The organism is Arthrobacter sp. MW3 TE3886, from assembly GCF_041262145.1.
Taxonomy (GTDB): Bacteria; Actinomycetota; Actinomycetes; order Actinomycetales; family Micrococcaceae; genus Arthrobacter.
The window spans coordinates 3,703,451-3,725,112 of record NZ_JBGCAN010000001.1 but is presented as its reverse complement, the minus strand read 5'-3'; the positions used below and the strand labels follow the sequence as shown (position 1 = coordinate 3,725,112).

Below are 21,662 nucleotides of genomic sequence, written 5' to 3'. Positions count from 1 at the left end.
GGGCGGGGTCAGCGGCCGGCGAGCAGCCCGTGCACGACGCCGGCCACGGGTCCGGCCTGTGCCTTCTGCCAGCCCGTGCCCGCCCACAGGTTCAGGCGTTCCGCGTCGCCGGCAGCGGCGGCCGCGGCCCGGAGGGGTGCCGTGAGGTGGTGGACGGCAGGGTAGGCCTCCGGCGCCCCGGGGTGGTCGCGGACGAATTCGTTCTCCAGGGCCCGCGCCTGCCGGCCGGTGAAGGCGCGTGTCAGCCGGGTCCGGGTGAAATGCGGATCCGCCAGGGCATCCTTGTGTAGCTGCTTCGCGCCGCTTTGGTCCGTGCGGAGGAACGCGGTGCCGAGCTGGGCGGCAACGGCCCCGGCGCGCAGCACGGCATCCAGCCCGGCCGCATCCATGATGCCGCCCGCAGCCACCAGCGGGAGGCCGACGGCGGACCGCACCTCGGCGAGCAGCTCCGCCGTCGTGCCGCCCGGCAGTGCCAGCTGTGACCCGCCCGGCGGCGCCACTTGCGCCTCCGGGGCCGGAAGGAACGCCGCGCTGTGTCCGCCAGCGCTCGTGTGCTGCACCACCAGGGCGTCCACGCCCTGCCCGGCTGCCTGCACGGCCTCGGCCGCGGTAGTGACAGTGGCAAGCACCGCCGACCCCGCCCGCTGCAGGGCCCGGACGACATCGGGGCCGGGCAGGCCAAAGGCGAAACTGACCAGCTCCACGGGATCCGACAGCAGGGCATCAATCTTTCCCTGCCATTCGTCGTCGTCATCGAGCCGCAACTGCGGGAGCTCCGCGCCGTAACGCCGGGCGTCGGTGCGCAGCTGCAGCCGGTAGTCCTCGAGCTCCGCCAGCACCGCCGCGGACGGCGGCAGCTGGGCCGGATCCGGGACGAACACATTCATGCCGAACCGGACGCCGGACTCCCGGGCGGTGCGGATTTCCGCCTGCATGGCCGCCACGCTCTTGTAGCCGGCCGCCAGGAAGCCCAGACCGCCGGCGCGGTGCACGGCCTCGACAAATGCCGGTGTGGACGTGCCTCCGGCCATGGGCGCCGCGATGACGGGTGTGCCGAAAAAATCGTGGGGCATTGCGGGCTCCTTGCAGCGATTCAGTAACCTGTTCCAGTGACTAACACTGACATGCCGCCGGCGGCCGGCTCCGTTCCATCTTCCACCACGCCATCTGCCACGGCGGGGGCGGGTGCCGTGATCGGCCTGGACATTGGCGGCACCAAAACCCGGGGCGTCCGGTTCGAAGACGGCGCGCCCGTGGCCGATGAATCGGTGGGCAGCTCCAATGTCCAGAACGTCAGCCCCGAGGAAGCCGCGGTCAACCTGGCGGAACTCTTCGCCAGGATCGGCGGGGGAGACGTCGCCCAGGTCTACGCAGGAGCCGGCGGCATCGACACCGACGACGACGCCGCGGCGCTCGCGGCACTGATTGCCCCGCACGTGCCCGGCGCCCGGATCACGGTGGTCCACGACTCCCGTCTGCTGCTCGCCGCCGGAGGTGCCAGCACCGGCGTCGCCGTCATCGCCGGCACCGGCTCGGCCGCGTGGGGCAAGAACGGCCGCGGCGAGGAAGCCCGGGCCGGGGGTTGGGGCTACCTGCTCGGCGACGAGGGCAGCGGCTACTGGCTGGGCAGGGAAGCCGTCCGCCACAGCCTGCGCCGGATGAACCAGGGGCTGGAACCGGACGAGCTCTCCACGGCCCTGCTGGCATCCTGCGGGGTGGATGACCCGAACAAGCTGATCGCCATGTTCCACTCGCCCGAGACCGGGCGCCGGTTCTGGGCCCAGCAGGCCCGGCTCGTGGTGGAGGCCGCAGATGCCGGCCATGCGCCGAGCCTCGCCCTCATGGACCAGGCCGGGCGCGACCTCGCCGACCTCGCCGCGCAAACCGTCCGGCAGCTCGGCATCGAGGGCCCCGTCATCCTGGGCGGCGGACTCGGCATGAACGTGCCGCGGCTGCAGGACTCGTTCCGCGGGGCCCTGGCCGCCGCGGGGATCACCGATGTCCGGGTCCTGGCGCAGGAGCCGGTCTTCGGCGTGCTGCAGCTGGTGGCGGAACAGGACTAGCCGGCGGCAATCCGCCGGCCACTACGCTGGAGGGATGAGCATGCAATTCGATACCCGGCCCGCCGCCTACGCCGTCATCATCCGCGACGCCGGGATCCTCCTGGCGTACTGGAAGCAGGACGGGCGCGAGGGCTGGACGCTGCCCGGCGGCGGCCTGGACCTGGCCGAACACCCGGTGGACGGGTGCCGCCGCGAGATCCACGAGGAAACCGGCTACGACGCCGAGGTCGGCGCCATGCTGGAGATCGACGTCGGGCACTGGCCGTCCGAAGTCCGGCTCGACGGCGGCGAGCGGGACTTCCAGTCGCTCCGGCTCGTCTACGAGGCGACGATCACGGGCGGGGAACTGCGCCACGAGGTGAACGGCAGCACCACCCACGCGGCCTGGATTCCGCTGGATGAGGTGGCGGAGCTGAACCGGGTCTCGCTCGTGGATGCCGGGTTGCGCCTGTACCGCGAGAGGCCGCTGAACGGAAAACTTTCCGGCTGAATCGCTAGCCAGGCACGGGCACCATGGCTATTCTGTAGAAACCGCCGGCCGGAGCAGGCCGGCAATCGACGGGGAGGTGGAAGCAATGAATGCGATATTTCTGAGCGCGCAGCGCACCGATACAAGCCATGTCATTACTCCTGCCCCGTCCCACGCCGCAGCCTAGCCATCAAACGCTGGTCGCTGCGCGGCATCCAAGCCGCCGCAGCGCGCACGCGCCGCACCACGGGGCCCCACTAAAGGGTTTTCGTTGACCATTCATCCTGCATCCCCGGGCGCCGGCAGCGCCACTTTCATCAATACATCCGTACCTCCTTCATCCGCAATTAATTCATCCGTATTCAATTCACCGGTAGTCACTTCACCGGTATTCAATTCATCGGTGCCCTCCGATGAGGCGTTCCCGGAGGGTCCTGTCGACTACGGCTACACAGCCGGCGTCGCCAAGCGGTTCGCGGCCCAGCCGGTACCGGGAGGCGACCGCCCGGGCCGCGTCATCCGGGTGGACCGCAACCTCGTCCTGGTGGCCGCCGGCGGCGGAACCGCCCACCTGCCCTACCCGCGCGGCGGGGAGCTTCCCGCCACCGGGGACTGGGTCTGGCTGGGTCCGAACGCGGCGGGGGAGCCCGCGATCGTGGGCATTCTGCCCCGCCACTCGGAGCTGAGCCGCAAGCGTGCCTTCGAGGCCTCGTCCGAGGCACAGGTCCTTGGCGCCAACATGGACGTCGTCGGGATCGTCGTTCCGGTGGATCGTCCGCTCACGCACAACCGGCTCGAACGGACCCTGGTCGCGGCGTGGGACTCCGGTGCCACACCGCTCGTGATCATCACGAAGGCGGACATCGCGGACCTCGCTGACGACGTCGTGGGGACGGTCGTGCGCCAGGCAGCCGGTGTGGACGTCGTCACCACCTCTGCCGAGAACGGCGATGGCCTCGACGAAGTGCTGGGCCATCTGCCGCCCGGCGGCACGCTGGTGCTGCTGGGGCCCTCGGGCGCCGGAAAATCCACGCTCATCAATGCCCTCGCCGGCGTCCCGGCCCAGGAGACGGGGGCAGTGCGCGCGGGCGACGGCAAAGGCAGGCACACCACCACGTCCCGCGCGCTCGTTCCCCTGCCCGGCGGCGCTGTCCTGATGGACACGCCGGGGGTGCGCGGCTTCGGGGTGTTCGACGCCGAGGGAGGAATGGAGGAGATGTTCGGCGACCTCGAAGAGCTCTTCGAGCACTGCCGCTTCTCGGACTGCGCGCACGGCCGGGAGCCCGGCTGTGCCGTGCAGGCCGCGCTCGCCGACGGCACCCTGGAGGACCGCCGGTGGGCCAGCTACCTGAAGCTGCAGCGCGAACTCGCCGCCCTGGCCCGCCGCCACGACGCGGCCGCACGGCGCGCCTACCAGCGCGAATGGCACCAGAAGATCGCCGTGGCGGGCAAGAGCCAGCGGTCGGCCGAACGGGACAACCACGAGAACGCGCAGGGCCACGGCAGTGGCAAGAACAACGGGAAGCGCGGCCACGGAGGAAATAGCGGTGGCGCGAAGGGTGGGCGGCGGCCCCGCTGAAGCACACCGCCCGGTGACACATTGGCCCCGGTGGCGCGCCGGAAGGAATTCCGGCGCGCAACCCATCCAAAATCGTTGTGCTTCCGAAGCCTTACGGGAGCCCCGTGCCGCTGACATAGTCTGGGGTGCTGGTTAGTCTATGAGCTAACTGCTTTATGGGCAGCACGCTGACTAACAGTGCGCTGCCCCGACCAATGTTGCCGCCAACAGTTAGGTAAGCCCGGAAATGGCCGAAGCCATGATCGAGTTCCAGAACGTCACTAAGCAGTACCAAGGCGGTCAGGCCGCCGTTGACGGGCTGACCATGTCCATCGATAAGGGCGCCATCACTGTCTTCGTCGGACCCTCCGGCTGCGGTAAGACCACGTCCCTGCGGATGATCAACCGCATGGTGGAGCCCACGTCCGGTGTCATCACCGTCGACGGCGCCGATGTCACTTCAATCCCTGCCGCGCAGCTGCGGCGGTCCATGGGCTACGTCATGCAGTCCTCGGGGTTGATGCCGCACCGCTCCGTGCTGGACAACATTGCCACCGTTCCCCGGCTTAACGGGGTGTCCAAAGCCGAGGCCCGCAAGCGCGCCCAGGAACTGCTCGACGTCGTCGGGCTGGCCTCCTCCCTCGGGAAGCGGTATCCGTCCCAGCTCTCGGGCGGACAGCAGCAGCGCGTGGGCGTGGCCCGGGCGCTCGCGGCCGATCCTCCGGTGCTGCTCATGGACGAGCCCTTCAGCGCCGTGGACCCGGTGGTCCGCGATGAACTCCAGAAGGAGCTGCTCCGGCTCCAGCATGACCTGGCCAAGACGATTGTCTTCGTCACCCACGACATCGACGAGGCTACCGTCCTGGGGGACAAAGTGGCCGTGTTCGCCGTCGGCGGCAAGCTGGCGCAGTACGCCGCCCCGGCGGAGATCCTGCGGGCTCCGGCGAACGAGTTCGTGGCCTCCTTCGTGGGCCGCGACCGCGGGTTCCGGCACCTTGCGTTCAGCCCCTCGGACGGTGTCACCATCCACCCCGTCCCCACCCTCACACCCGATCAGCTCCGGGCAGGGGGCAGCTCCGATGAATGGCAGCTGGTGGTCGACGACGCGCTCCGGCCCCTTGGCTGGGCAGGGCCCCGCACCGGCACCGGAGCCGGTCCGGCGATGGTTCCCGGAGGCTCCCTGTTCCGCAAGGGGGACACGCTCCGCCGGGCACTGGACGCAGCCCTGTCCTCACCCTCGGGCCTCGGCGTCGCCGTGGACGACGACGGCCGGGTGGCCGGAGTCATCGCAGCCGCCGAAGTCCTCGCCGTCATCGAGTCGGACCGCAGCGTCCGGCACGGAGGGCTCTGATGGAATGGTTCCTGGCCAACAGGGCGGAAGTCTTCAACCTCGCCGGCCAGCACCTCATCCTGGCCATCCTGCCGATGGTGTTCGGGGTCCTCATCGCCGTTCCGCTGGCCCAGCTCGCCCGGCAGAGCCGCGGGCTCCGGTCCGTGGTGCTCACCGGGTCCTCGCTGCTCTACACGATCCCCTCGCTGGCGCTTTTCATCATCCTGCCTACCATCCTCGGAACCCGGATCCTGGATCCGGTCAACGTGGTGGTGGCCCTGACCATCTACGCCGTCGCCCTGCTGGTGCGCGCCACGCTGGATGCCTTTGACTCGGTGGATGAAGACCTCCGGCAGGCCGCCGTCGCCATGGGGTTCAAACCCTTCGCCCGCTTCATGCAGATCGACCTGCCGCTGTCCTTGCCGGTGCTGTTCGCCGGGCTGCGCGTGGTCTCGGTGAGCAATATCTCGCTGGTCAGCGTCGCGGCACTGCTCGGCATCGGCAACCTCGGAATGCTCTTCACCTCCGGCCTCCAGCGTGACTTCGTCACCGAAGTGGTGGTGGGCATCATCGCCATCCTTCTCCTGGCGCTGCTGATGGACGCCGTCCTGGTGCTGCTTGAACGGCTGCTGACGCCCTGGACCCGGGCCGGGGCGGCCACGGGTGCCGGCGCCGGTTCAGCTGCGGGACCGGACAAGACTGGCCCCGCCGCCGCGGCGCTGCGGTTTTCGCGTCCCAAGACCGGAGGGGGAAACGCGTGAATAACGTCGTCACGGACACCTTCGCCTGGCTCAGCGACCCGGAGAACTGGTCCGGCAGTGCCGGAATCCCGGCGCGGCTGGCCGAACACCTGTTCTACACGGGCCTGGTGATGGTGATCGCCATCGCCATCGCCGTGCCCATCGGCCTGTTCGTCGGGCACACGGGCCGCGGGCGGGTTGCGATCGTGTCCTTCGCGGGCGCGCTGCGCGCCCTGCCCACCCTCGGCTTGCTCACCTTGTTCGTCCTGCTCGCCGGCATCGGGCTGATGCCGCCGATCTGGGCGCTCGTGATCCTGACCGTGCCGCCGCTGCTCGCCGGCACGTACGCCGGAATCTCCAGCGTCGACCGCAACGTGGTGGATGCCGCCCGCGCCATGGGCATGACCGAATGGCAGGTCCTGTTCCGGGCGGAATTCCCGAACGCGCTGCCGGTGATGTACGGCGGGTTCCGGACCGGGGTGCTCCAGGTGATCGCCACCGTTTCCGTGGTCGCCTACATCAACCTGGGCGGCCTGGGCCGGTACCTGTTCGACGGGCTCGTGCTCTCCGACTTCCCGCAAATGCTGGGTGGCTCGCTGCTGATCGCCGCCCTTGCCATCAGCGTCGACCTCGTCCTTGCCCTCATCCAGAGGCTGTTCCTGTCACGGGGCGCCTCGTCCAAGCCGAACCGCAGCCAGCAGGCTGCGGTTGATCTCACAGACCCCGTAATCGCGGAGACTGTTGTTCAAGGAGGTACGTCATGAAGGAATCCCGCCAACGAGGCCTTGGCCGGCGCGCATTCGGCGGCCTGGCCGTCGGCGTCGGCCTGGCCATGGCCCTGTCCGCCTGCGGAGGCTCATCAAACCCGCTGAGCTCGGCCCCGGCCAGCAGCGGTGCCGCCTCCGGTTCCGGCAGTGCCCTGGTGATCGGCTCGGCTGATTTCCCCGAGAGCCAGATCCTGGCCGAGGTCTACGCCGGCGCCCTGAACGCCGCGGGCGTCACCGCCAGCACCAAGCCGAACATCGGCTCGCGCGAGGTCTACATCAAGGCGGTCCAGGACGGCTCGGTGGACGTCGTTCCCGACTACAGCGGCAACCTGCTGCTGTATGTAAACAAGGACGCCACCGAGGTCTCCGCCGAGGACATCGCGAAGGCCCTCCCGACCAAGCTCCCACAGGGCCTGGCCGTGCTCGAGGCCTCCAAGGCCGAGGACAAGGACGCCATGGTGGTCACCAAGGCGACGGCCGAGAAGTACCAGCTGAAGTCCATCGAAGACATGGCGAAGGTCTGCGGCGATCTCGTCATCGGCGCCCCGGCGACCTTCGCCGAGCGCGCATACGGCCTGCCGGGCCTGGCGAAGAACTACAACTGCGTGCCCAAGAAACTCGAGCCGTTCAGCGACGGCGGCGGCGCCGTCACGCTCAAGGCGCTGCTCTCGGATCAGGTCCAGGTCGCGGACATCTACACCACCACCCCGTCCATCCCGGACAACGACCTCGTCGTGCTGGAGGACCCGAAGAACAACTTCATCGCCCAGCAGGTGCTGCCGCTGTACAACTCGGCCAAGATGACGGACAAGGCAAAGGAAACGCTCAACGCCGTGTCCAAGGTCCTCACCACGGAAGACCTCATCAACCTCAACCGTGCCGTGAGCGGCAGCCAGAAACAGAACCCGAAAGATGCCGCCGAGGCGTGGCTGAAGGAAAAGGGCCTCGCCCAGCAGTAGACCACTGGTGACCCTGCGACGCCGGTGCCCGGGCTCACAGCCTGGGCGCCGGCGTCGTTGTTGTTACCGCGGCGTCCGCGTGTGAGTCATGTCTCAGCAGAAGTACATCCTCCATATGGCATATTTGATGAATGGCAGAATTCAAGCAGTCCACCAAGCTTCATAATGTCCTTTACGACATCCGTGGACCGATCCTTCAGGCCGCCCAGCAGATGGAGGCGGAGGGTCATCGCATCCTCAAACTGAACATCGGAAACCCGGCCCCGTTCGGGTTTGAAGCGCCGGACGCGATCCTCGTGGACATGATCCGCCACCTGCCGCATGCCCAGGGCTACAGCGACTCGCGCGGCATATTTTCGGCCCGCACCGCCGTCTCGCAGTACTACCAGACCCGCGGGATCCAGAACATCCACGTGGATGACATCTACCTCGGCAACGGCGTCAGCGAACTGATCACAATGTCGCTCATGGCCCTGCTCGACGACGGCGATGAGGTCCTCATCCCCACCCCGGACTACCCGCTGTGGACTGCCTCGGTTGCCCTGGCCGGCGGGAAGCCCGTGCACTACCTCTGCGACGAGGAAACCGGCTGGCAACCCGACCTTGAGGACATGGAAGCGAAGATCACGCCGCGCACCAAGGGCATCGTGGTCATCAACCCGAACAACCCGACAGGTGCGGTGTACCCGAAGGCGACGCTGAAAAAGATCGTCGCCCTGGCGGAGAAGCACGGCCTGGTGCTCTTCGCCGACGAAATCTACGAGAAGATCCTCTACGAAGACGCGGTACACGTAAACCTCGCCTCGCTCACCGGCGACGATGTCCTGTGCCTGACCTTCAGCGGGCTCTCCAAGGCCTACCGGGTCTGCGGCTTCCGGGCCGGCTGGATGGCCATTTCCGGGCCGAAAAAGGACGCCGCGGACTACCTCGAGGGCATCAACCTGCTGGCCAACATGCGCCTCTGCGCCAATGTTCCGGCCCAGCATGCCATCCAGACCGCCCTCGGCGGCTACCAGAGCATCAACGACCTGATCCTGCCCGGAGGACGCCTCCTGGAGCAGCGGAACAAGGCCTACGACATGCTCAACGCCATCCCGGGCGTCAGCACGCAACAGGCCCGCGGGGCCATGTATCTGTTCCCGAAGCTGGACCCCGAGGTCTATCACATCCGCGACGACGAGAAGTTTGTCCTGGACCTGCTGCGCGAGCAGAAGATTCTCCTGTCCCACGGAAGGGCGTTCAACTGGGTCCGGCCGGACCACTTCCGGATGGTGACGCTGCCCAACGTCAAGGACCTCGAAGAAGCAATCAACCGCATGGCGGACTTCCTGAGCCGGTATAAGGGGAACTAGGCTTCGGTCAGCAGCGCAACGGGGCTCCTGCTCCGCCTACTGCGGCTGCGCCAACCGGAAAGAGGCATTGATGGCAGGCTCCGCGACATTCGATGACCGCCCCTGGAAACTCCTGAAGGTCGGGAAGGGCTTTAGCCTGGAGTCGTTGGACCCGGACTCGACGCCGGGCTACGACGGCGACAAGGCCGACGGCGAGCAGCTGCTCGCCGAACTCGACGGCAAGCTCACGCAACTGCAGGAGCAGCTGTTCGCCGAGTCCAGGACCGGCGGCAGGAAACGCGTGCTGCTGGTCCTGCAGGCCATGGACACCGCGGGCAAGGGCGGCATCGTCAACCACGTGATGGGCCAGATGAATCCGCAGGGCGTGCAGCTGAAGTCGTTCAAGGCGCCCACGCCCGAGGAACAGTCCTACGACTTCCTCTGGCGGATCGAAAAGGAAGTGCCGGCGGCCGGCATGGTGGGGGTCTTCGACCGTTCCCACTATGAGGACGTCCTGATCCACCGCGTCCACCGCTGGGCGGACGCCGAGGAACTGGAGCGCCGCTACCGGGCCATCAACGAGTTTGAGGCCCGGCAGGCAGCTGCCGGAGCGAAGATCGTCAAGGTCATGCTGCATATCAGCCGCGACGAGCAGAAAAACCGGCTCTTGGCCCGGCTGGATGACCCCGCGAAACAGTGGAAGTACAGCAGTGGAGACCTGAAGGAACGGGCTTTCTGGCCCGACTACATGGACGCGTACCAGAAGGCCTTTGAGAAGACCAACACGGAGTTGGCGCCGTGGCATGTCGTGCCGGCCAATAAGAAGTGGTACGCCCGCATCGCGGTGCAGCAGCTCCTCCTGGAGGCCCTCGACGACCTGAATCTCCAGTGGCCGGTTCCGGACCTGGACCTGGACCTGGAACGCGAGCTGGTGCAGCGGTCCTGACCTGCGGTCCTGGAAAGGCGGGCGCCTAGTTCTTATCCGCAGCCTGGTCCCGGGCTGCGGCGAGCCGTTTGCGGGCGCCTTCCAGGCATTGTTCGCAGCGCTTGGCGAGGGCCTCGCCGCGCTCCCACAGCGCGAGGGATTCCTCCAGGCTGGCGCCGCCTGCCTCCAGCTTGCCCACGACGGCGACCAGCTGCTCGCGGGCGTCCTCGTAGCTGAGGGCCTCGATGTCGGCGTTCGGGTTGGGTTCTGCTGCCATGTGGGTGCTCCTTGGTTGTCGCGGTCTCTGCCGCGGTGCTGCTGTTCGGTGGCGCCGTTCGGTGGCGCTGACGTGTGGCCGTGTTCGAACGCGGGGGTTATTCCTCGGCCGGTTCCTGGCCGCCGGTGGATTGGGCGGTGAACCGGCCGCCGGCCACCCGAACCGTGAGGTCCGTGCCGGCGGGCGCCTGTGAGGGGTGCCGCACCACATCCCGGTGCGTCGCGGGGCCGGTTCCGGCGCCGGCGAGCTGGACCACCGCGTAGCCGCGATCCAGCGTCTTTTGCGGCGAGAGTGCACGCACCTGCGCCTTGAGGTGGACCAGTTGGTCCGCTGCCCGCACGACGGCGGCGCTGATCGCCGAATGCGAGCGGACCTTGAGCCGTTCGACGTCCTCGTGGCGCTGGCTGATCATGACGCCGGGGGAGAGCAGCACGGGGCGGGAACGCAGGGACGCCAGCCGGTCGCCCTCGCGTTCCACGAGCCGGATGACCCCGCGGCGGAGCTGATCCCGTGCCTGCCGGACCCTGACAAGCTCCTCGGCGACGTCGGGAACAATCCTCTTCGCGGCGTCGGTGGGCGTTGATGCCCTGAGGTCGGCTACGTCATCGAGGATGGGCCGGTCCGCTTCGTGCCCGATCGCGCTCACCACGGGGGTGGACGCGTCCGCGACGGCCCGGATGAGCTCCTCGCTGCTGAACGGCAACAGGTCTTCAAGGGCGCCTCCGCCGCGGGCGATGACGATGACGTCGACCACGGGATGGGCATCGAGCTCCCGCAACGCCGCGATCATCTGGGCCACAGCGGTGTTCCCCTGGACCGCCACTTCGCGGATCTCGAATTCGACGGCCGGCCAGCGCAGGGCGGCATTGCGCAGCACATCCTTCTTGGCGTCAGAGTCGCGGCCGGTGATCAGGCCGATCCGGTGCGGGAGCAAGGGGAGCCGCTTCTTGCGGGAATCTGCAAAGAGGCCTTCGGCAGCGAGGGCCTGGCGCAGCCGCTCGATCCTGGCCAGGAGATCGCCGAGGCCCACGGGCCGGATGTCCTTCACGGACATGTTCAGCCGGCCCGTCTTGAGCCAAAATTCGGCCTTGATCAGGGCCACAACCCGGGAGCCGCGTTCCAGCGGGGCGGCCTGGCGGTCCAGCACTGTGGTCCAGACCGATGCCGGCAGCGAGATTTCGGCGTTGATGTCCCGGAGCGTCAGGTAGGCGTTGCTGCCACGCCGGTTGAGCTCGATCACCTGCCCCTCAACCCATGCCGAGGGCGCGCGGTCGATATGCATCTTGAGCTTCTGGGACAGCAACTGCAGCGGCCAGGGATTGTCCGGACTGGTTTGGGCCGCGGTGGCCGGTAGCGTGGTGGCCGCCGCCGCGTCCTCAGGCATGCGTGGGCTCCATGGCCGGGAATGCCTGGTGGAGTGCCTTGTGCATATGCGTGCGTGTCCTTTGCTGCGTGCCGTTTACGGCAAGTCCTTTACCACCGGGACGGCCGGCGGCCGGGTCCCGGGCGGGTGGGCCGGCCGGCAGCCGGAAGTTGTCTCGTTCAACTCTATCCATAGCTCTACCACCGGGGCCCGACTTTATGGCCGCGCCCGGCACCGCCCTAGGATGGGAGGGATGCCATCAACCTTCTAGGAATCCCTTGCGCACTTTTGTCTCTGCCGTCGCCGTCCTTATCGGGCTCCTGATGACAGCCGTCGCCGTTCCAGCCATGTGGGTGGACCAGAACATCGTCCAGGAAGACGGCTTCGTTGCCTTGACCGCACCGCTGGGCAAGGATCCGGCGTTCCAGCAGCGGCTGGCCGCGGCCGCCGTCGACGGCCTGGCCGCCAGTGCCGGCATTCCCGAAGCCTTCACGGAGCTGGCCCGGCCGGTCCTGGACAGCGCGGCGCGCTCGCTGACGGGACTGCCCGGCTACCCCGAGGCCTGGGCTGAAACCCTGCGTAAGAGCCACCGACTCACGTTCGCGGACCCCAGCACGCTGCCGCCGGAGGTTGACGGCACCTCCTCGCTCACCCTTGATGTCGCCCCGCTGGCCGGGCTGGTGGCCAAACAGGTCACTGAAGCGACCACCCTTCCGCTGGAGGCGCCTGGCCAGGTGCTGGTCCATATCGGGCAGTCCGACCAGCGCCAGATGATCGAACGCGTCACCGTCTACGCCCCGATGGGCTACGCCGTTGCGGTCGGCGCGGCCATCGCGTTCATGCTGGCGTTCGTTGCGGCCCGACGCCGGTGGACCGTGCTGGTCGGAATGGGCGTTGGAGCGCTGGTGCTCGCGGGGGTGTGGAAGCTGGCCAGCGATGCCGCCGGCGCCGCCGTCGCCGGGACCTCGAGCGGCAACGATGTGGCGGAGCTGTTCAAGAACGAGTTCGTCGCGGCGTGCTCTGCCAGTTTCGGCCAGTGGATCGTCGCTGCGGCAGTTGCGGGAGCTGTGCTGCTGGGCGCGGGAGTGGCTGTCCGGGCAGCCGGTGGCCGCAATCGGGGCAGGAGCGAACACCGGTAGCATGGGAGCATGACCACCACCGCTGTTTCCGTTCCGATGCCCTCCGTTCCGCGCCGGCGGCGTTCACCGGAAGACGTCCTGGCGGCGGCCCCGGTCGCCGGTCCCAAGAAGGTCCTCCTTGCAGCCCCGCGCGGCTACTGTGCCGGCGTGGACCGTGCGGTCATCGCGGTGGAAAAAGCCCTGGAACACTACGGCCCGCCGGTCTATGTGCGCAAGCAGATCGTGCACAACGTGCACGTGGTCAGCTCCCTTGAGGAGAAGGGCGCCATCTTCGTCGATGAAACCGACGAGGTCCCGGAAGGCGCTCTCGTGATCTTTTCCGCGCACGGAGTCTCGCCCGCCGTCGTCCAGTCCGCCGAGGACCGCGGCCTGCGCACCATTGACGCGACCTGCCCGCTGGTCACCAAGGTGCACCGCGAAGCCGTCCGGTTCGCCAAGGATGACTTCGATATCCTGCTGATCGGCCACGACGGCCATGAGGAAGTCGAAGGCACCGCTGGCGAGGCTCCCGAGCACATCCAGATCATCAACGGCCCGCACGAGGTCGACAAGGTCACGGTCCGAGACCCGGAAAAGGTCATCTGGCTCTCACAGACCACCCTCAGCGTGGACGAGACCATGGAGACGGTGCGCCTGCTCAAGGAGCGGTTCCCCACCCTGCAAGACCCGCCCAGCGACGATATCTGCTACGCCACCACCAACCGCCAGGTGGCCATCAAGAAGATCTCGCCCCAGGCGGACCTGGTGATCGTGGTCGGCTCCGCCAACTCCTCAAACTCCGTCCGCCTCGTGGAGGTGGCACTGGAATACGGCGCCAAGGCCTCCTACCGCGTCGACTTCGCCAACGAGGTTGACGAGACGTGGTTCGAGGGCGTCGCCACGGTGGGCGTGACGTCGGGGGCCTCTGTCCCGGAAGTCCTCGTCAAGGACGTGCTGCGGCTCCTCGCCGACTACGGCTACGGATCGGTCGAGGAAGTCGTCACGGCCGAGGAGGACCTCCTGTTCTCCCTGCCGAAGGAGCTCCGGGCCACCCTGAAGCAGGCCGGCGACGTCACCCGCGCCCTCGGCGGCCGCGGCACCCGCCCCGAACAGTCCTAGGTACTGAACAGTCCTAGGTACTGAACAGTCCTAGGTACTGAACAGTCCCAGGTACTGGACGGTCCTGGGCCCCGAACAGGCCGAGGTGCTGAGGCTTAAGCGCGCAGTACGCCTAGGCCGCGGACTCTTCTGACTCGTCACGGGGCTGAAGTTCCGGGGCCGCGACTGCCCGCGGCGTGACCTCGACGGCGGGGGGAGTGGCCAGTCCGGCGGCTTCCAGGGCGTTCAGCTTCCTGGCGGTGGGCAGGACCCGGGCCTCAAGGGTCCCGACCATGGAGTTGTACCGCTCCACCGAGGTCTTCAGCGAGGACCCCAGCTTGGTGACGTTCTCGCCGAGCGTGCCCATCCGGTCGTAGAGCTGCCGGGCGAGCTCAAAGAGTTCCCGGGCGCTGTCCGTCAACACGTCCTGCCGCCACGTGAACGCCACCGACTTCAGCACGGCCAGCAAGGTCCCGGGGGAGGCCAGGACCACGTTCTTGGCCAGTGCGTAGTCCAGCAGGGCCGGGTCGGCCGTGAGGGCGGCGGCAAGGATCGACTCCGCCGGCAGGAAGCAGACCACCAGCTCCGGAGAGTTGCCGGGGATGTCCCAGTACTTCTTGCTGCCCAGCGCGTCCACGTGGGCCTTCAGGGCCTTGGCATGGGCGGCCAGGTGCGCCTGCTGGCTGCCGGGCAGCTGCGAGGACTGCTGGCCGGCCTGGGCGGCGCCGAGGTCCTGGGCGGCGAGATACGACGCCAGCGGGACCTTTGCGTCGACCACCAGCTGCTTGTCGCCGGGCAGCTGCACCACGAGGTCGGGCCGGAGGGTGCCGTCCGAGCCGGAGCTGTGGGCCTGCCCGCTGTGGACCTGTTCGTGGAAGTCCACGTGCCGCAGCATGCCTGCCGCCTCGACCACCCGGCGCAGCTGGACCTCGCCCCACTGGCCGCGGGCGCTGTTCGAGCGCAGGGCAGACTCCAGCGCATGCGTGGACCGCAGCAGCTGCTCATCGGACAGGCGGGCCTCCTGCAGCTGCTGGGCCAGCTGGCCGTACTGCTCCAGCCGGTCGCGTTCGAGCAGGGACACCTGCTGCTGCACGGCGGTGAGCTTTTCCGCCACGGGCGCCAGCGCACGGAGCACACTGCCGTCGTGGTTCCGGGACTCGCCGAGCTCGCGGTTTTGGGCTGCGAGCAGGCGCCTCTCGGCGTCGGCGGCGGCGAACTGGGCGCTGACGTCGGACAGCCGGGCTGACACGGCGTCGAAGTCCTGTTCGACGGCCACGTAGCGCCGCCGCAGCAGGACATAGACGACGGCGGCGCCCGTTACGGCGCCCGTGAGCAGCATGAGCAGGGCGAGAATCAGTGAAAAAGCTTCCATGCCTTCACTGTGGCATGCCCCTGTGACAGTTTTGGCTCCGACGCCCGGAACACCCGGGACTCACCCGCTGCAACACCCCGGCGACACCCCGGGAACAACCCACACCGTCCCGCACACCTGACGGCACCCGGCCGCCCCACAGGCGCACGCGCCGGACGCAGCAACGGCCGGCGGCCGGTGCGGGTAGAATATATGCTCGTGGCTCTTACTATTGGCATCGTCGGACTGCCCAACGTCGGCAAATCAACCCTTTTCAACGCACTGACCCGAAACCAGGTCCTCGCGGCGAACTATCCGTTCGCCACGATCGAGCCCAACATCGGCGTCGTGAACCTGCCGGATGCCCGGCTTGAAAAGCTGGCCGGCATCTTCGGCTCCGCGCGCCTGCTGCCCGCCGCGGTGTCCTTCGTGGACATCGCCGGCATCGTCAAGGGCGCTTCCGAGGGCGAGGGCCTCGGCAACCAGTTCCTCGCCAACATCCGCGAGGCCGAGGCCATCGCGCAGGTTGTCCGCGTGTTCGATGACCCGGACGTCATCCACGTCGACGGCAAGGTCGATCCCAGCTCCGACATGGAGACGATCAACACCGAGCTGATCCTGGCCGATCTGCAGACCATCGAAAAGGCCATCCCGCGGATCGAAAAAGAAGTCAAGATCAAGAAGCGGGAGGCCGCCGAGCTGGCAGCCATCCTGGCGGCGCAGGCAGTACTGGAACGCGGCGACACCATCTTCTCGTCCATCAAGAGCGACAAGCTGGAGATGGAGCACCTCAAGGAACTCGGCCTGCTCACGGCCAAGCCCTTCATCTATGTCTTCAACTCCGACGAGGGAATCCTCGGCAGCCCGGAGAAACAGGCGGAACTGCGGGCCCTCGTGGCCCCGGCCGACGCCATCTTCCTGGACGCCAAGCTCGAGTCCGACCTGGTGGAGCTCGACGAGGCAGAAGCCCGCGAGATGCTGGAAATGAACGGCCAGGATGAATCCGGGCTGGACCAGCTGGCCCGCGTCGGCTTCCACACCCTCGGACTGCAGACCTACCTGACGGCCGGCCCCAAGGAAACCCGCGCGTGGACCATCCGCCAGGGCGACACTGCCCCGCAGGCGGCCGGCGTGATCCACTCCGACTTCCAGCGCGGCTTCATCAAGGCCGAGGTCGTCTCCTTCGATGACCTGATCGAGGCCGGTTCCATGGCCGAGGCGAAGGCCCGCGGCAAGGTCCGGATCGAAGGCAAGGAATACATCATGGCCGACGGCGACGTCGTCGAATTCCGTTTCAACGTTTGACGCCCGCCGCCCGGCAGCGCGGTAATTCTGCCAAGTAATTAAGGATTAACTGGAGGAGCCCCGATTCTCGGATCGGGGCTTTTCCTGTATGCGGGCGCTTTTATCTTTTTGTTACGCCGCCGTCAACGTTTTGTGGGAAAGCTCGCCCCGCGGAACCCGCCCAATGTTGCAGCTCCATAACGAACTTTACGGTGAGTCAACTTTGGTGGCTCCGAACGCTCTTTGGGGTTACGCTTCATGCCATGTGAGACGGGCCACACTGCCGCTGGGGGAGTGTGGACGTCTGTCTGGCGCCTTCGGCGCCGGTCTCACCCACACCACAGAAACAAGGAGGCGGAATGCGCTTGGGTCGTATTTCCAAAGCAGTGGGCGTGGCGGCAGCAGCTGCCATCGCCCTCAGCGCCTGCGCGGGCAACAGCGGCGGGACAACCCCGACGACTGCGGCGGCAGCAAGCAAGCAAGGCGGATCGGCAACCGTAGTAGAGGTCAACGCGTTTAATACGTTCAACCCGAATACGGCCGATGGAAACACTGACATCAACTCAAAGGTCAGCTACGCCACGCACTCGGGCTTCTTCTACATCGACAACAAGCTCAACGTTGTCCGCAATGAGAAGTTCGGCAAGATGGAAAAGGTCTCTGACGATCCGCTGACGGTGAAGTACACCATCAACGACGGCGTTAAGTGGTCCGACGGCACTCCCGTCACCGCGGCCGACCTGGTCCTGCAGTGGGCCGCCTTCTCGGGTTACTACAACGACGCCGATGCGGAAGGTAAGACTGGAACGTCCTACTTCTCCTACGCTGGCGACCCCACCGGCATCGCGCTCACCGACTTCCCGGAACTCGGTGACGACGGCCGCAGCATGACGCTGAAGTACTCCAAGCCCTTCGCGGACTGGGAAATCGCCATCGGCGGCCCCGGCATCGACATCCCCGCCCACGTCCTGGCAAAGAAGGCCGGCCTGGCGGACACCAAGGCGTTCATTGACCTGCTGAAGGGCATGCCCCGCGGCGATTCCAAGGCCCCCAAGCCGGCGAACGCCCAGCTCAAGGCTATGGCGGACATGTGGAACACCGGCTTTGACACCAAGACCCTGCCGGCTGATCCGAGCCTGTACCTCTCCAACGGCCCGTTCCTCGTCAAGAGCATTAACCAGGACCAGTCCCTGACCATGGTCAAGAACAAGGACTACAACTGGGGACCGGAAGCCAATCTGGACGAAATCACCGTCCGCTACATCGGTGAGGCACCCGCCCAGGTCCAGGCGCTCAAGAACGGCGAGGCCGACATCATCGCCCCGCAGGCATCCGCGGACACCGTGGAGCAGCTCAAGGCACTCGAAAGCCAGGGCGTGACGGTCGAGGTCGGCAACCAGCTCGCGTACGACCACATCGACCTGAACTACTCGGGCCCGTTTGCCGACAAGAACGTCCGCGAAGCGTTCATGAAGGCCGTCCCGCGTGCGGACATCGTCGACAAGATCGTCAAGAAGCTGGATCCGAAGGCTGCACCCCTTGACTCCCAGCTCTTCGTTCCGGACCAGGCCCCGTACGCCGAGTCGGCCAAGAACAATGGTTCCTCCGCCTACCAGGGTGTGGACATCGAGGGTGCCAAGAAGCTCCTCAACGGCGCCACCCCCGAAGTTCGCATCATGTACAACAAGGACAACCCCAACCGTGTTGACGCTTTCTCCCTGATCAGCGAGTCCGCCACCAAGGCCGGATTCAAGATCGTCGACGGCGGCCTCGGCAAGTCTGACTGGGGCAAGGCCCTCGGTGACGGCAGCTACGATGCCACCATCTTTGGCTGGAGCAACTCGGGTGTCGGCGTGTCCGGCGTCCCGCAGATCTTCAAGTCCGGCAACGACTCCAACTTCAACCAGTTCAGCGACCCTGCAGCCGACAAGCTGATGGACGAACTGATTGTCACCACCGATAAGAGCAAGCAGGACGGCCTCGTTGCGCAGATCGACAAGATGATCTGGGATTCGGCCTACGGCCTGCCGCTGTTCCAGTCGGTTGGCGTGGACGCGTACAGCGACCGCATCACCGGTGTGAAGTACATGCCGAACCAGACCGGCGTTTGGTGGAACTTCTGGGAATGGGCACAGAAGTAGCCCGCGACCCCAAGTAACACTGCTGGAAAGGCGTCGGGACCACAGCTTCTTCGGTCCCGGCGCCTTTCTGGCGATATCCTGGCGATGCCGTGGCCCGCCGCCACATCGGCGGGAACCGGCCAAACTCCGCGACCGGTCCGGGCAATCCCTGGACCCGAATTCCGAGGTTCTATTCCAATGGTGACCTACATCTTCCGGCGGCTCGTCACTGCCGCCCTCATCCTTCTCGGCGCGTCCTACTTCGTGTATCTCCTGACAGCGGCGTCCGGGGATCCCCTCGAGGAATTCCGCGCCAACCCCACGCCGCAGAAGCAGCAGCTCATGGACGCGAGGACCGAGCTCCTGCAGCTGGACACTCCGGCCCCGCTGCGGTACTTCAAATGGTTCGGCGGCGCTGTCCAGTGCCTCGTTCCGTTCGCCAACTCCTGTGACCTCGGGAAGAACATCGCCGGCCAGCCCATCACGGATGCCCTGGGCAACGCGCTAGTCCAGACCCTGACGCTCGTCACCGCGGCAACGGTGCTCGCCATCCTGATCGGGATCACCCTGGGCATCATTACTGCCCTGCGGCAGTACAGCACCCTGGATTACGGCGTGACGTTCATGGCATTCCTGTTCTTCTCGCTGCCGATCTTCTGGGTGGCCGTCCTGCTCAAGGAGTTCGGCGCCATCGGCTTCAACAACTTCTTGCGGAACCCCGAGGTGCCGCTGCCCGTGGCGCTCGGGATCGGCGTCGTCGTCGGCGCAGTGACAGCCGTCGCGTTGGGCGGGCCCATGCGGCGCCGGCTGCTCGCCGGCGCCGTGGTCTTCGGCTTCGTCGCCGCGGTGCTCATTTACTTCTCCGCCACCGAGTGGTTCAAGACCCCGGGCCTGGGCCCGGTGGTCATCGCCATCGCCGGCGTCGGCATCGCCTTCGCCGTGACCCTGCTCTCCGCCGGGCTGAAAAACCGCAAGGCCCTGCAGTCGGCCCTCATCGCCGTCGGCGTAGGCGTCGTGCTGTACTTCCTCCTCCAGCCGCTGCTCAACGAGGCCACCTTCCTGATGATCGTGGTGCTGTCGGTCGCCTTCGTCCTGATTGGCGCCGGGATCGGCTACCTGGTGGGCGGCTACGACCGCGGGCAGTCCATGCGGGCCGCGGGCATCACCTCGTTCCTCGTCGGTGTCCTGATCCTGCTGGACCGGTACATGCAGGCATGGCCCACGTACTTCAACAACAGCCGTGTGCGGGGCCGGCCGATCGCCACCATCGGTGCCAGCACGCCGAACATTGAGGGCGACTTCTGGGTCCTGGGCCTTGACTCCTTTACCCACCTGATCTTGCCCACCCTGGCCCTGATCCTCATTTCCCTGGCCAGTTACACACGCTTCACCCGGGCCTCGATGCTCGAAATCATGAACATGGACTACATCCGCACGGCCCGGGCCAAGGGTCTGAGCGAGCGGACCGTCATCATGCGCCATGCCTTCCGCAACGCCCTGATCCCGATCGCCACGATCGTGGCCTTCGACATTGGGGCATTGATCGGCGGTGCCGTCATCACCGAAACCGTCTTCTCGGTCCGCGGCATGGGCTTCCTCTTCCTGGACGGGATCGCGCACGTCGATCCCAACCCGGTCATGGGCGTCTTCATCTGCGTCGCCATCACGGCCATGGTCTTCAACCTCATCGCGGACCTCGCCTACTCCGCACTGGATCCGCGCGTAAGGGTAAAAGCATGAGCCAGCCAAGTCAGCAGGAAGTAATCATGGCCGAAGACGAAGCCTCGCGGATATCAGCCGCGGCCGGCATTGAGCCGGTCCTTGAGGCCAAGGGCCTCAGCCAGGGCCAGATCGTCCGGAAGCGTTTCCTCGGACACTCCGGCGCCATTATCGGCCTCGTGGTGTTCTCCTTCATCTTCATCCTGGCGTTCACTTCCGTGGGCTACCTGGGCATCCCCGGCTGGTGGAAGTACACGCACGAGGAAGTCTCCCCGCTCGTCAACGGTGGCGCGCCCACCTCCTCGTTGTGGCCGCTGGCCTGGGGCGAGCATCCGTTCGGCCAGGACCGGATCGGCCGGGACGTCTTCGCCATGACCATGCGCGGCGCGCAGCAGTCCATCACCATCATGATCGTGATCGGCCTCATCGCCGGCCTGATCGGCGTCGTGGTCGGCGCCATTTCAGGCTACTTCCGCGGCTGGTCCGAGGCCATCCTGATGCGCCTGACCGACGTCATCATCATCATTCCGGCCCTGCTGCTGGCCGCCGTCATGGCGCAGCTCGCCGGCCGCCGGGACCAGGGCAGCTGGTTCGCCTCCTTCGCCAGCACCAACGGCGTCCTGGCGCTCGGAATCTTCCTGGGCCTGATCAGCTGGGTCGCTCTGGCCCGGCTGATGCGCGGCGAATTCCTGTCCCTGCGCGAACGCGAGTTCGTGGATGCGGCCCGGATTTCCGGCGCCAGCAACGCCAGGATCATCTTCAAGCACATCCTGCCCAATGCCGTCGGCGTGCTGATCGTGAACGTGACACTGACCATGTCCGCCGCGATCCTCACCGAAACGGCGCTGAGCTACCTCGGCGTCGGCGTCAAGGCGCCGGACACGTCCCTGGGCCTGCTCATCTCGCAGAACCAGCAGGCCTTCGCCACGCGGCCCTGGCTGTTTTGGTTCCCGGGCATGTTCATCGTGCTGATCTGCCTCAGCATCAACTTCATCGGTGACGGCCTCCGGGACGCGTTTGACCCGCGGCAGAAGAAGTTCAACGCCAAGAAGGCGAAGGATCACGGGGATCCGGCCGTGCAGGCGGGCGCTGGCACCGGCCTCGACGCTTCCGCGCCCAAGGATCCCCGCGTCGACGGGCCTGCTGACGGAACACGGGGCCAGTAGGTGCCGGCCCCCTGCAGGACCGAT

19 protein-coding genes are annotated in these 21,662 nt (G+C 66.9%); 15 read left to right on the top strand and 4 right to left on the bottom strand.

Features of this window, described 5'->3' with window-relative positions; genetic code table 11:
- Positions 1-8: 8 nt before the first annotated feature.
- Positions 9-1,073, bottom strand: a complete 1,065-nt coding sequence (locus ABH915_RS16870; protein WP_370123429.1) for a nitronate monooxygenase — start codon at positions 1,071-1,073, stop codon at positions 9-11.
- Between the two features lie 51 nt (positions 1,074-1,124).
- Here ABH915_RS16870 and ABH915_RS16865 point away from each other — a divergent pair, with 51 nt between their 5' ends.
- From ABH915_RS16865 to ABH915_RS16825, 9 genes are all read left to right on the top strand, one after another.
- A complete protein-coding gene (locus tag ABH915_RS16865) occupies positions 1,125-2,063 on the top strand; it encodes an N-acetylglucosamine kinase (protein WP_370125033.1) in 939 nt (312 codons plus the stop codon).
- A 34-nt stretch (positions 2,064-2,097) separates the two neighbouring features.
- Positions 2,098-2,553: an NUDIX hydrolase gene (locus ABH915_RS16860; protein WP_370123427.1), complete on the top strand. Its 456-nt coding sequence runs from the start codon at positions 2,098-2,100 to the stop codon at positions 2,551-2,553.
- 382 nt (positions 2,554-2,935) lie between these two features.
- Positions 2,936-4,111, top strand: a complete 1,176-nt coding sequence (gene rsgA, locus ABH915_RS16855; RefSeq protein ID WP_370123424.1) for a ribosome small subunit-dependent GTPase A — start codon at positions 2,936-2,938, stop codon at positions 4,109-4,111.
- 226 nt (positions 4,112-4,337) lie between these two features.
- Positions 4,338-5,441 (top strand): ABC transporter ATP-binding protein, encoded by a 1,104-nt coding sequence (locus ABH915_RS16850; protein WP_370123421.1) that lies wholly within the window; start codon positions 4,338-4,340, stop codon positions 5,439-5,441.
- The gene (locus ABH915_RS16845) at positions 5,441-6,181 is read left to right on the top strand and encodes an ABC transporter permease (protein ID WP_370123418.1); all 741 of its coding nucleotides are present in this window, start codon (positions 5,441-5,443) and stop codon (positions 6,179-6,181) included. Before ABH915_RS16850 ends, ABH915_RS16845 begins: the two co-directional genes overlap by 1 nt.
- The gene (locus ABH915_RS16840) at positions 6,178-6,924 is read left to right on the top strand and encodes an ABC transporter permease (RefSeq protein ID WP_370123416.1); all 747 of its coding nucleotides are present in this window, start codon (positions 6,178-6,180) and stop codon (positions 6,922-6,924) included. The genes ABH915_RS16845 and ABH915_RS16840 overlap by 4 nt, the downstream gene beginning before the upstream one ends.
- Positions 6,921-7,886: an ABC transporter substrate-binding protein gene (locus tag ABH915_RS16835; protein WP_370123413.1), complete on the top strand. Its 966-nt coding sequence runs from the start codon at positions 6,921-6,923 to the stop codon at positions 7,884-7,886. The genes ABH915_RS16840 and ABH915_RS16835 overlap by 4 nt, the downstream gene beginning before the upstream one ends.
- Positions 7,887-8,017: 131 nt before the next feature.
- Positions 8,018-9,238: a pyridoxal phosphate-dependent aminotransferase gene (locus ABH915_RS16830; protein WP_018773782.1), complete on the top strand. Its 1,221-nt coding sequence runs from the start codon at positions 8,018-8,020 to the stop codon at positions 9,236-9,238.
- Positions 9,239-9,308: 70 nt separating this feature from the next.
- A complete protein-coding gene (locus ABH915_RS16825; RefSeq protein ID WP_370123411.1) occupies positions 9,309-10,163 on the top strand; it encodes a polyphosphate kinase 2 family protein in 855 nt (284 codons plus the stop codon).
- A gap of 25 nt (positions 10,164-10,188) precedes the next feature.
- Here ABH915_RS16825 and ABH915_RS16820 read toward each other — a convergent pair whose 3' ends face one another.
- Positions 10,189-10,419 carry an exodeoxyribonuclease VII small subunit gene (locus tag ABH915_RS16820; RefSeq protein WP_370123408.1) on the bottom strand — a complete coding sequence of 77 codons (231 nt, stop codon included), beginning with the start codon at positions 10,417-10,419 and terminating at the stop codon, positions 10,189-10,191.
- A 97-nt stretch (positions 10,420-10,516) separates the two neighbouring features.
- Positions 10,517-11,803: an exodeoxyribonuclease VII large subunit gene (gene xseA / locus ABH915_RS16815; protein ID WP_370123405.1), complete on the bottom strand. Its 1,287-nt coding sequence runs from the start codon at positions 11,801-11,803 to the stop codon at positions 10,517-10,519.
- Positions 11,804-12,060: 257 nt separating this feature from the next.
- Between xseA and ABH915_RS16810 the strand changes: the two genes are divergently transcribed.
- Both ABH915_RS16810 and ABH915_RS16805 read left to right on the top strand, forming a co-directional pair.
- Positions 12,061-12,921, top strand: coding sequence for a hypothetical protein (locus tag ABH915_RS16810; protein WP_370123402.1), 861 nt, complete (start codon positions 12,061-12,063; stop codon positions 12,919-12,921).
- A gap of 9 nt (positions 12,922-12,930) precedes the next feature.
- On the top strand, positions 12,931-14,019 hold the full coding sequence (locus tag ABH915_RS16805) for a 4-hydroxy-3-methylbut-2-enyl diphosphate reductase (protein ID WP_018773787.1): 1,089 nt from the start codon (positions 12,931-12,933) through the stop codon (positions 14,017-14,019).
- Between the two features lie 112 nt (positions 14,020-14,131).
- Here ABH915_RS16805 and ABH915_RS16800 read toward each other — a convergent pair whose 3' ends face one another.
- On the bottom strand, positions 14,132-15,370 hold the full coding sequence (locus ABH915_RS16800) for a DNA recombination protein RmuC (protein WP_018773788.1): 1,239 nt from the start codon (positions 15,368-15,370) through the stop codon (positions 14,132-14,134).
- A gap of 198 nt (positions 15,371-15,568) precedes the next feature.
- Between ABH915_RS16800 and ychF the strand changes: the two genes are divergently transcribed.
- The 4 genes from ychF to ABH915_RS16780 all read left to right on the top strand — a co-directional run bounded on the left by ychF (position 15,569) and on the right by ABH915_RS16780 (position 21,638).
- The gene (ychF, locus tag ABH915_RS16795) at positions 15,569-16,654 is read left to right on the top strand and encodes a redox-regulated ATPase YchF (protein ID WP_028275710.1); all 1,086 of its coding nucleotides are present in this window, start codon (positions 15,569-15,571) and stop codon (positions 16,652-16,654) included.
- A 338-nt stretch (positions 16,655-16,992) separates the two neighbouring features.
- Positions 16,993-18,774, top strand: coding sequence for an ABC transporter family substrate-binding protein (locus ABH915_RS16790; protein WP_026537657.1), 1,782 nt, complete (start codon positions 16,993-16,995; stop codon positions 18,772-18,774).
- Positions 18,775-18,951: 177 nt separating this feature from the next.
- Positions 18,952-20,493, top strand: a complete 1,542-nt coding sequence (locus ABH915_RS16785) for an ABC transporter permease (protein ID WP_370123396.1) — start codon at positions 18,952-18,954, stop codon at positions 20,491-20,493.
- Between the two features lie 26 nt (positions 20,494-20,519).
- Entirely contained in the window at positions 20,520-21,638 is a 1,119-nt protein-coding gene (locus ABH915_RS16780; protein ID WP_370125032.1) for an ABC transporter permease, read from the top strand.
- The last annotated feature ends 24 nt before the right edge of the window (positions 21,639-21,662 follow it).

Bases quoted from the DNA above. Each gene is read 5' to 3' on its own strand.
- ABH915_RS16835 (WP_370123413.1), top strand. From the start codon at position 6,921: ATGAAGGAATCCCGCCAACGAGGCCTTGGCCGGCGCGCATTCGGCGGC.
- ABH915_RS16860 (WP_370123427.1), top strand. From the start codon at position 2,098: ATGAGCATGCAATTCGATACCCGGCCCGCCGCCTACGCCGTCATCATC.
- ABH915_RS16870 (WP_370123429.1), bottom strand. From the start codon at position 1,073: ATGCCCCACGATTTTTTCGGCACACCCGTCATCGCGGCGCCCATGGCC.
- ABH915_RS16850 (WP_370123421.1), top strand. From the start codon at position 4,338: ATGGCCGAAGCCATGATCGAGTTCCAGAACGTCACTAAGCAGTACCAA.
- ABH915_RS16865 (WP_370125033.1), top strand. From the start codon at position 1,125: ATGCCGCCGGCGGCCGGCTCCGTTCCATCTTCCACCACGCCATCTGCC.
- ABH915_RS16785 (WP_370123396.1), top strand. From the start codon at position 18,952: ATGGTGACCTACATCTTCCGGCGGCTCGTCACTGCCGCCCTCATCCTT.
- ABH915_RS16825 (WP_370123411.1), top strand. From the start codon at position 9,309: ATGGCAGGCTCCGCGACATTCGATGACCGCCCCTGGAAACTCCTGAAG.
- ABH915_RS16805 (WP_018773787.1), top strand. From the start codon at position 12,931: ATGACCACCACCGCTGTTTCCGTTCCGATGCCCTCCGTTCCGCGCCGG.
- ABH915_RS16820 (WP_370123408.1), bottom strand. From the start codon at position 10,419: ATGGCAGCAGAACCCAACCCGAACGCCGACATCGAGGCCCTCAGCTAC.
- ABH915_RS16845 (WP_370123418.1), top strand. From the start codon at position 5,441: ATGGAATGGTTCCTGGCCAACAGGGCGGAAGTCTTCAACCTCGCCGGC.
- ABH915_RS16780 (WP_370125032.1), top strand. From the start codon at position 20,520: ATGGCCGAAGACGAAGCCTCGCGGATATCAGCCGCGGCCGGCATTGAG.
- ABH915_RS16790 (WP_026537657.1), top strand. From the start codon at position 16,993: ATGCGCTTGGGTCGTATTTCCAAAGCAGTGGGCGTGGCGGCAGCAGCT.
- ABH915_RS16830 (WP_018773782.1), top strand. From the start codon at position 8,018: ATGGCAGAATTCAAGCAGTCCACCAAGCTTCATAATGTCCTTTACGAC.
- ABH915_RS16800 (WP_018773788.1), bottom strand. From the start codon at position 15,370: ATGGAAGCTTTTTCACTGATTCTCGCCCTGCTCATGCTGCTCACGGGC.
- xseA (WP_370123405.1), bottom strand. From the start codon at position 11,803: ATGCCTGAGGACGCGGCGGCGGCCACCACGCTACCGGCCACCGCGGCC.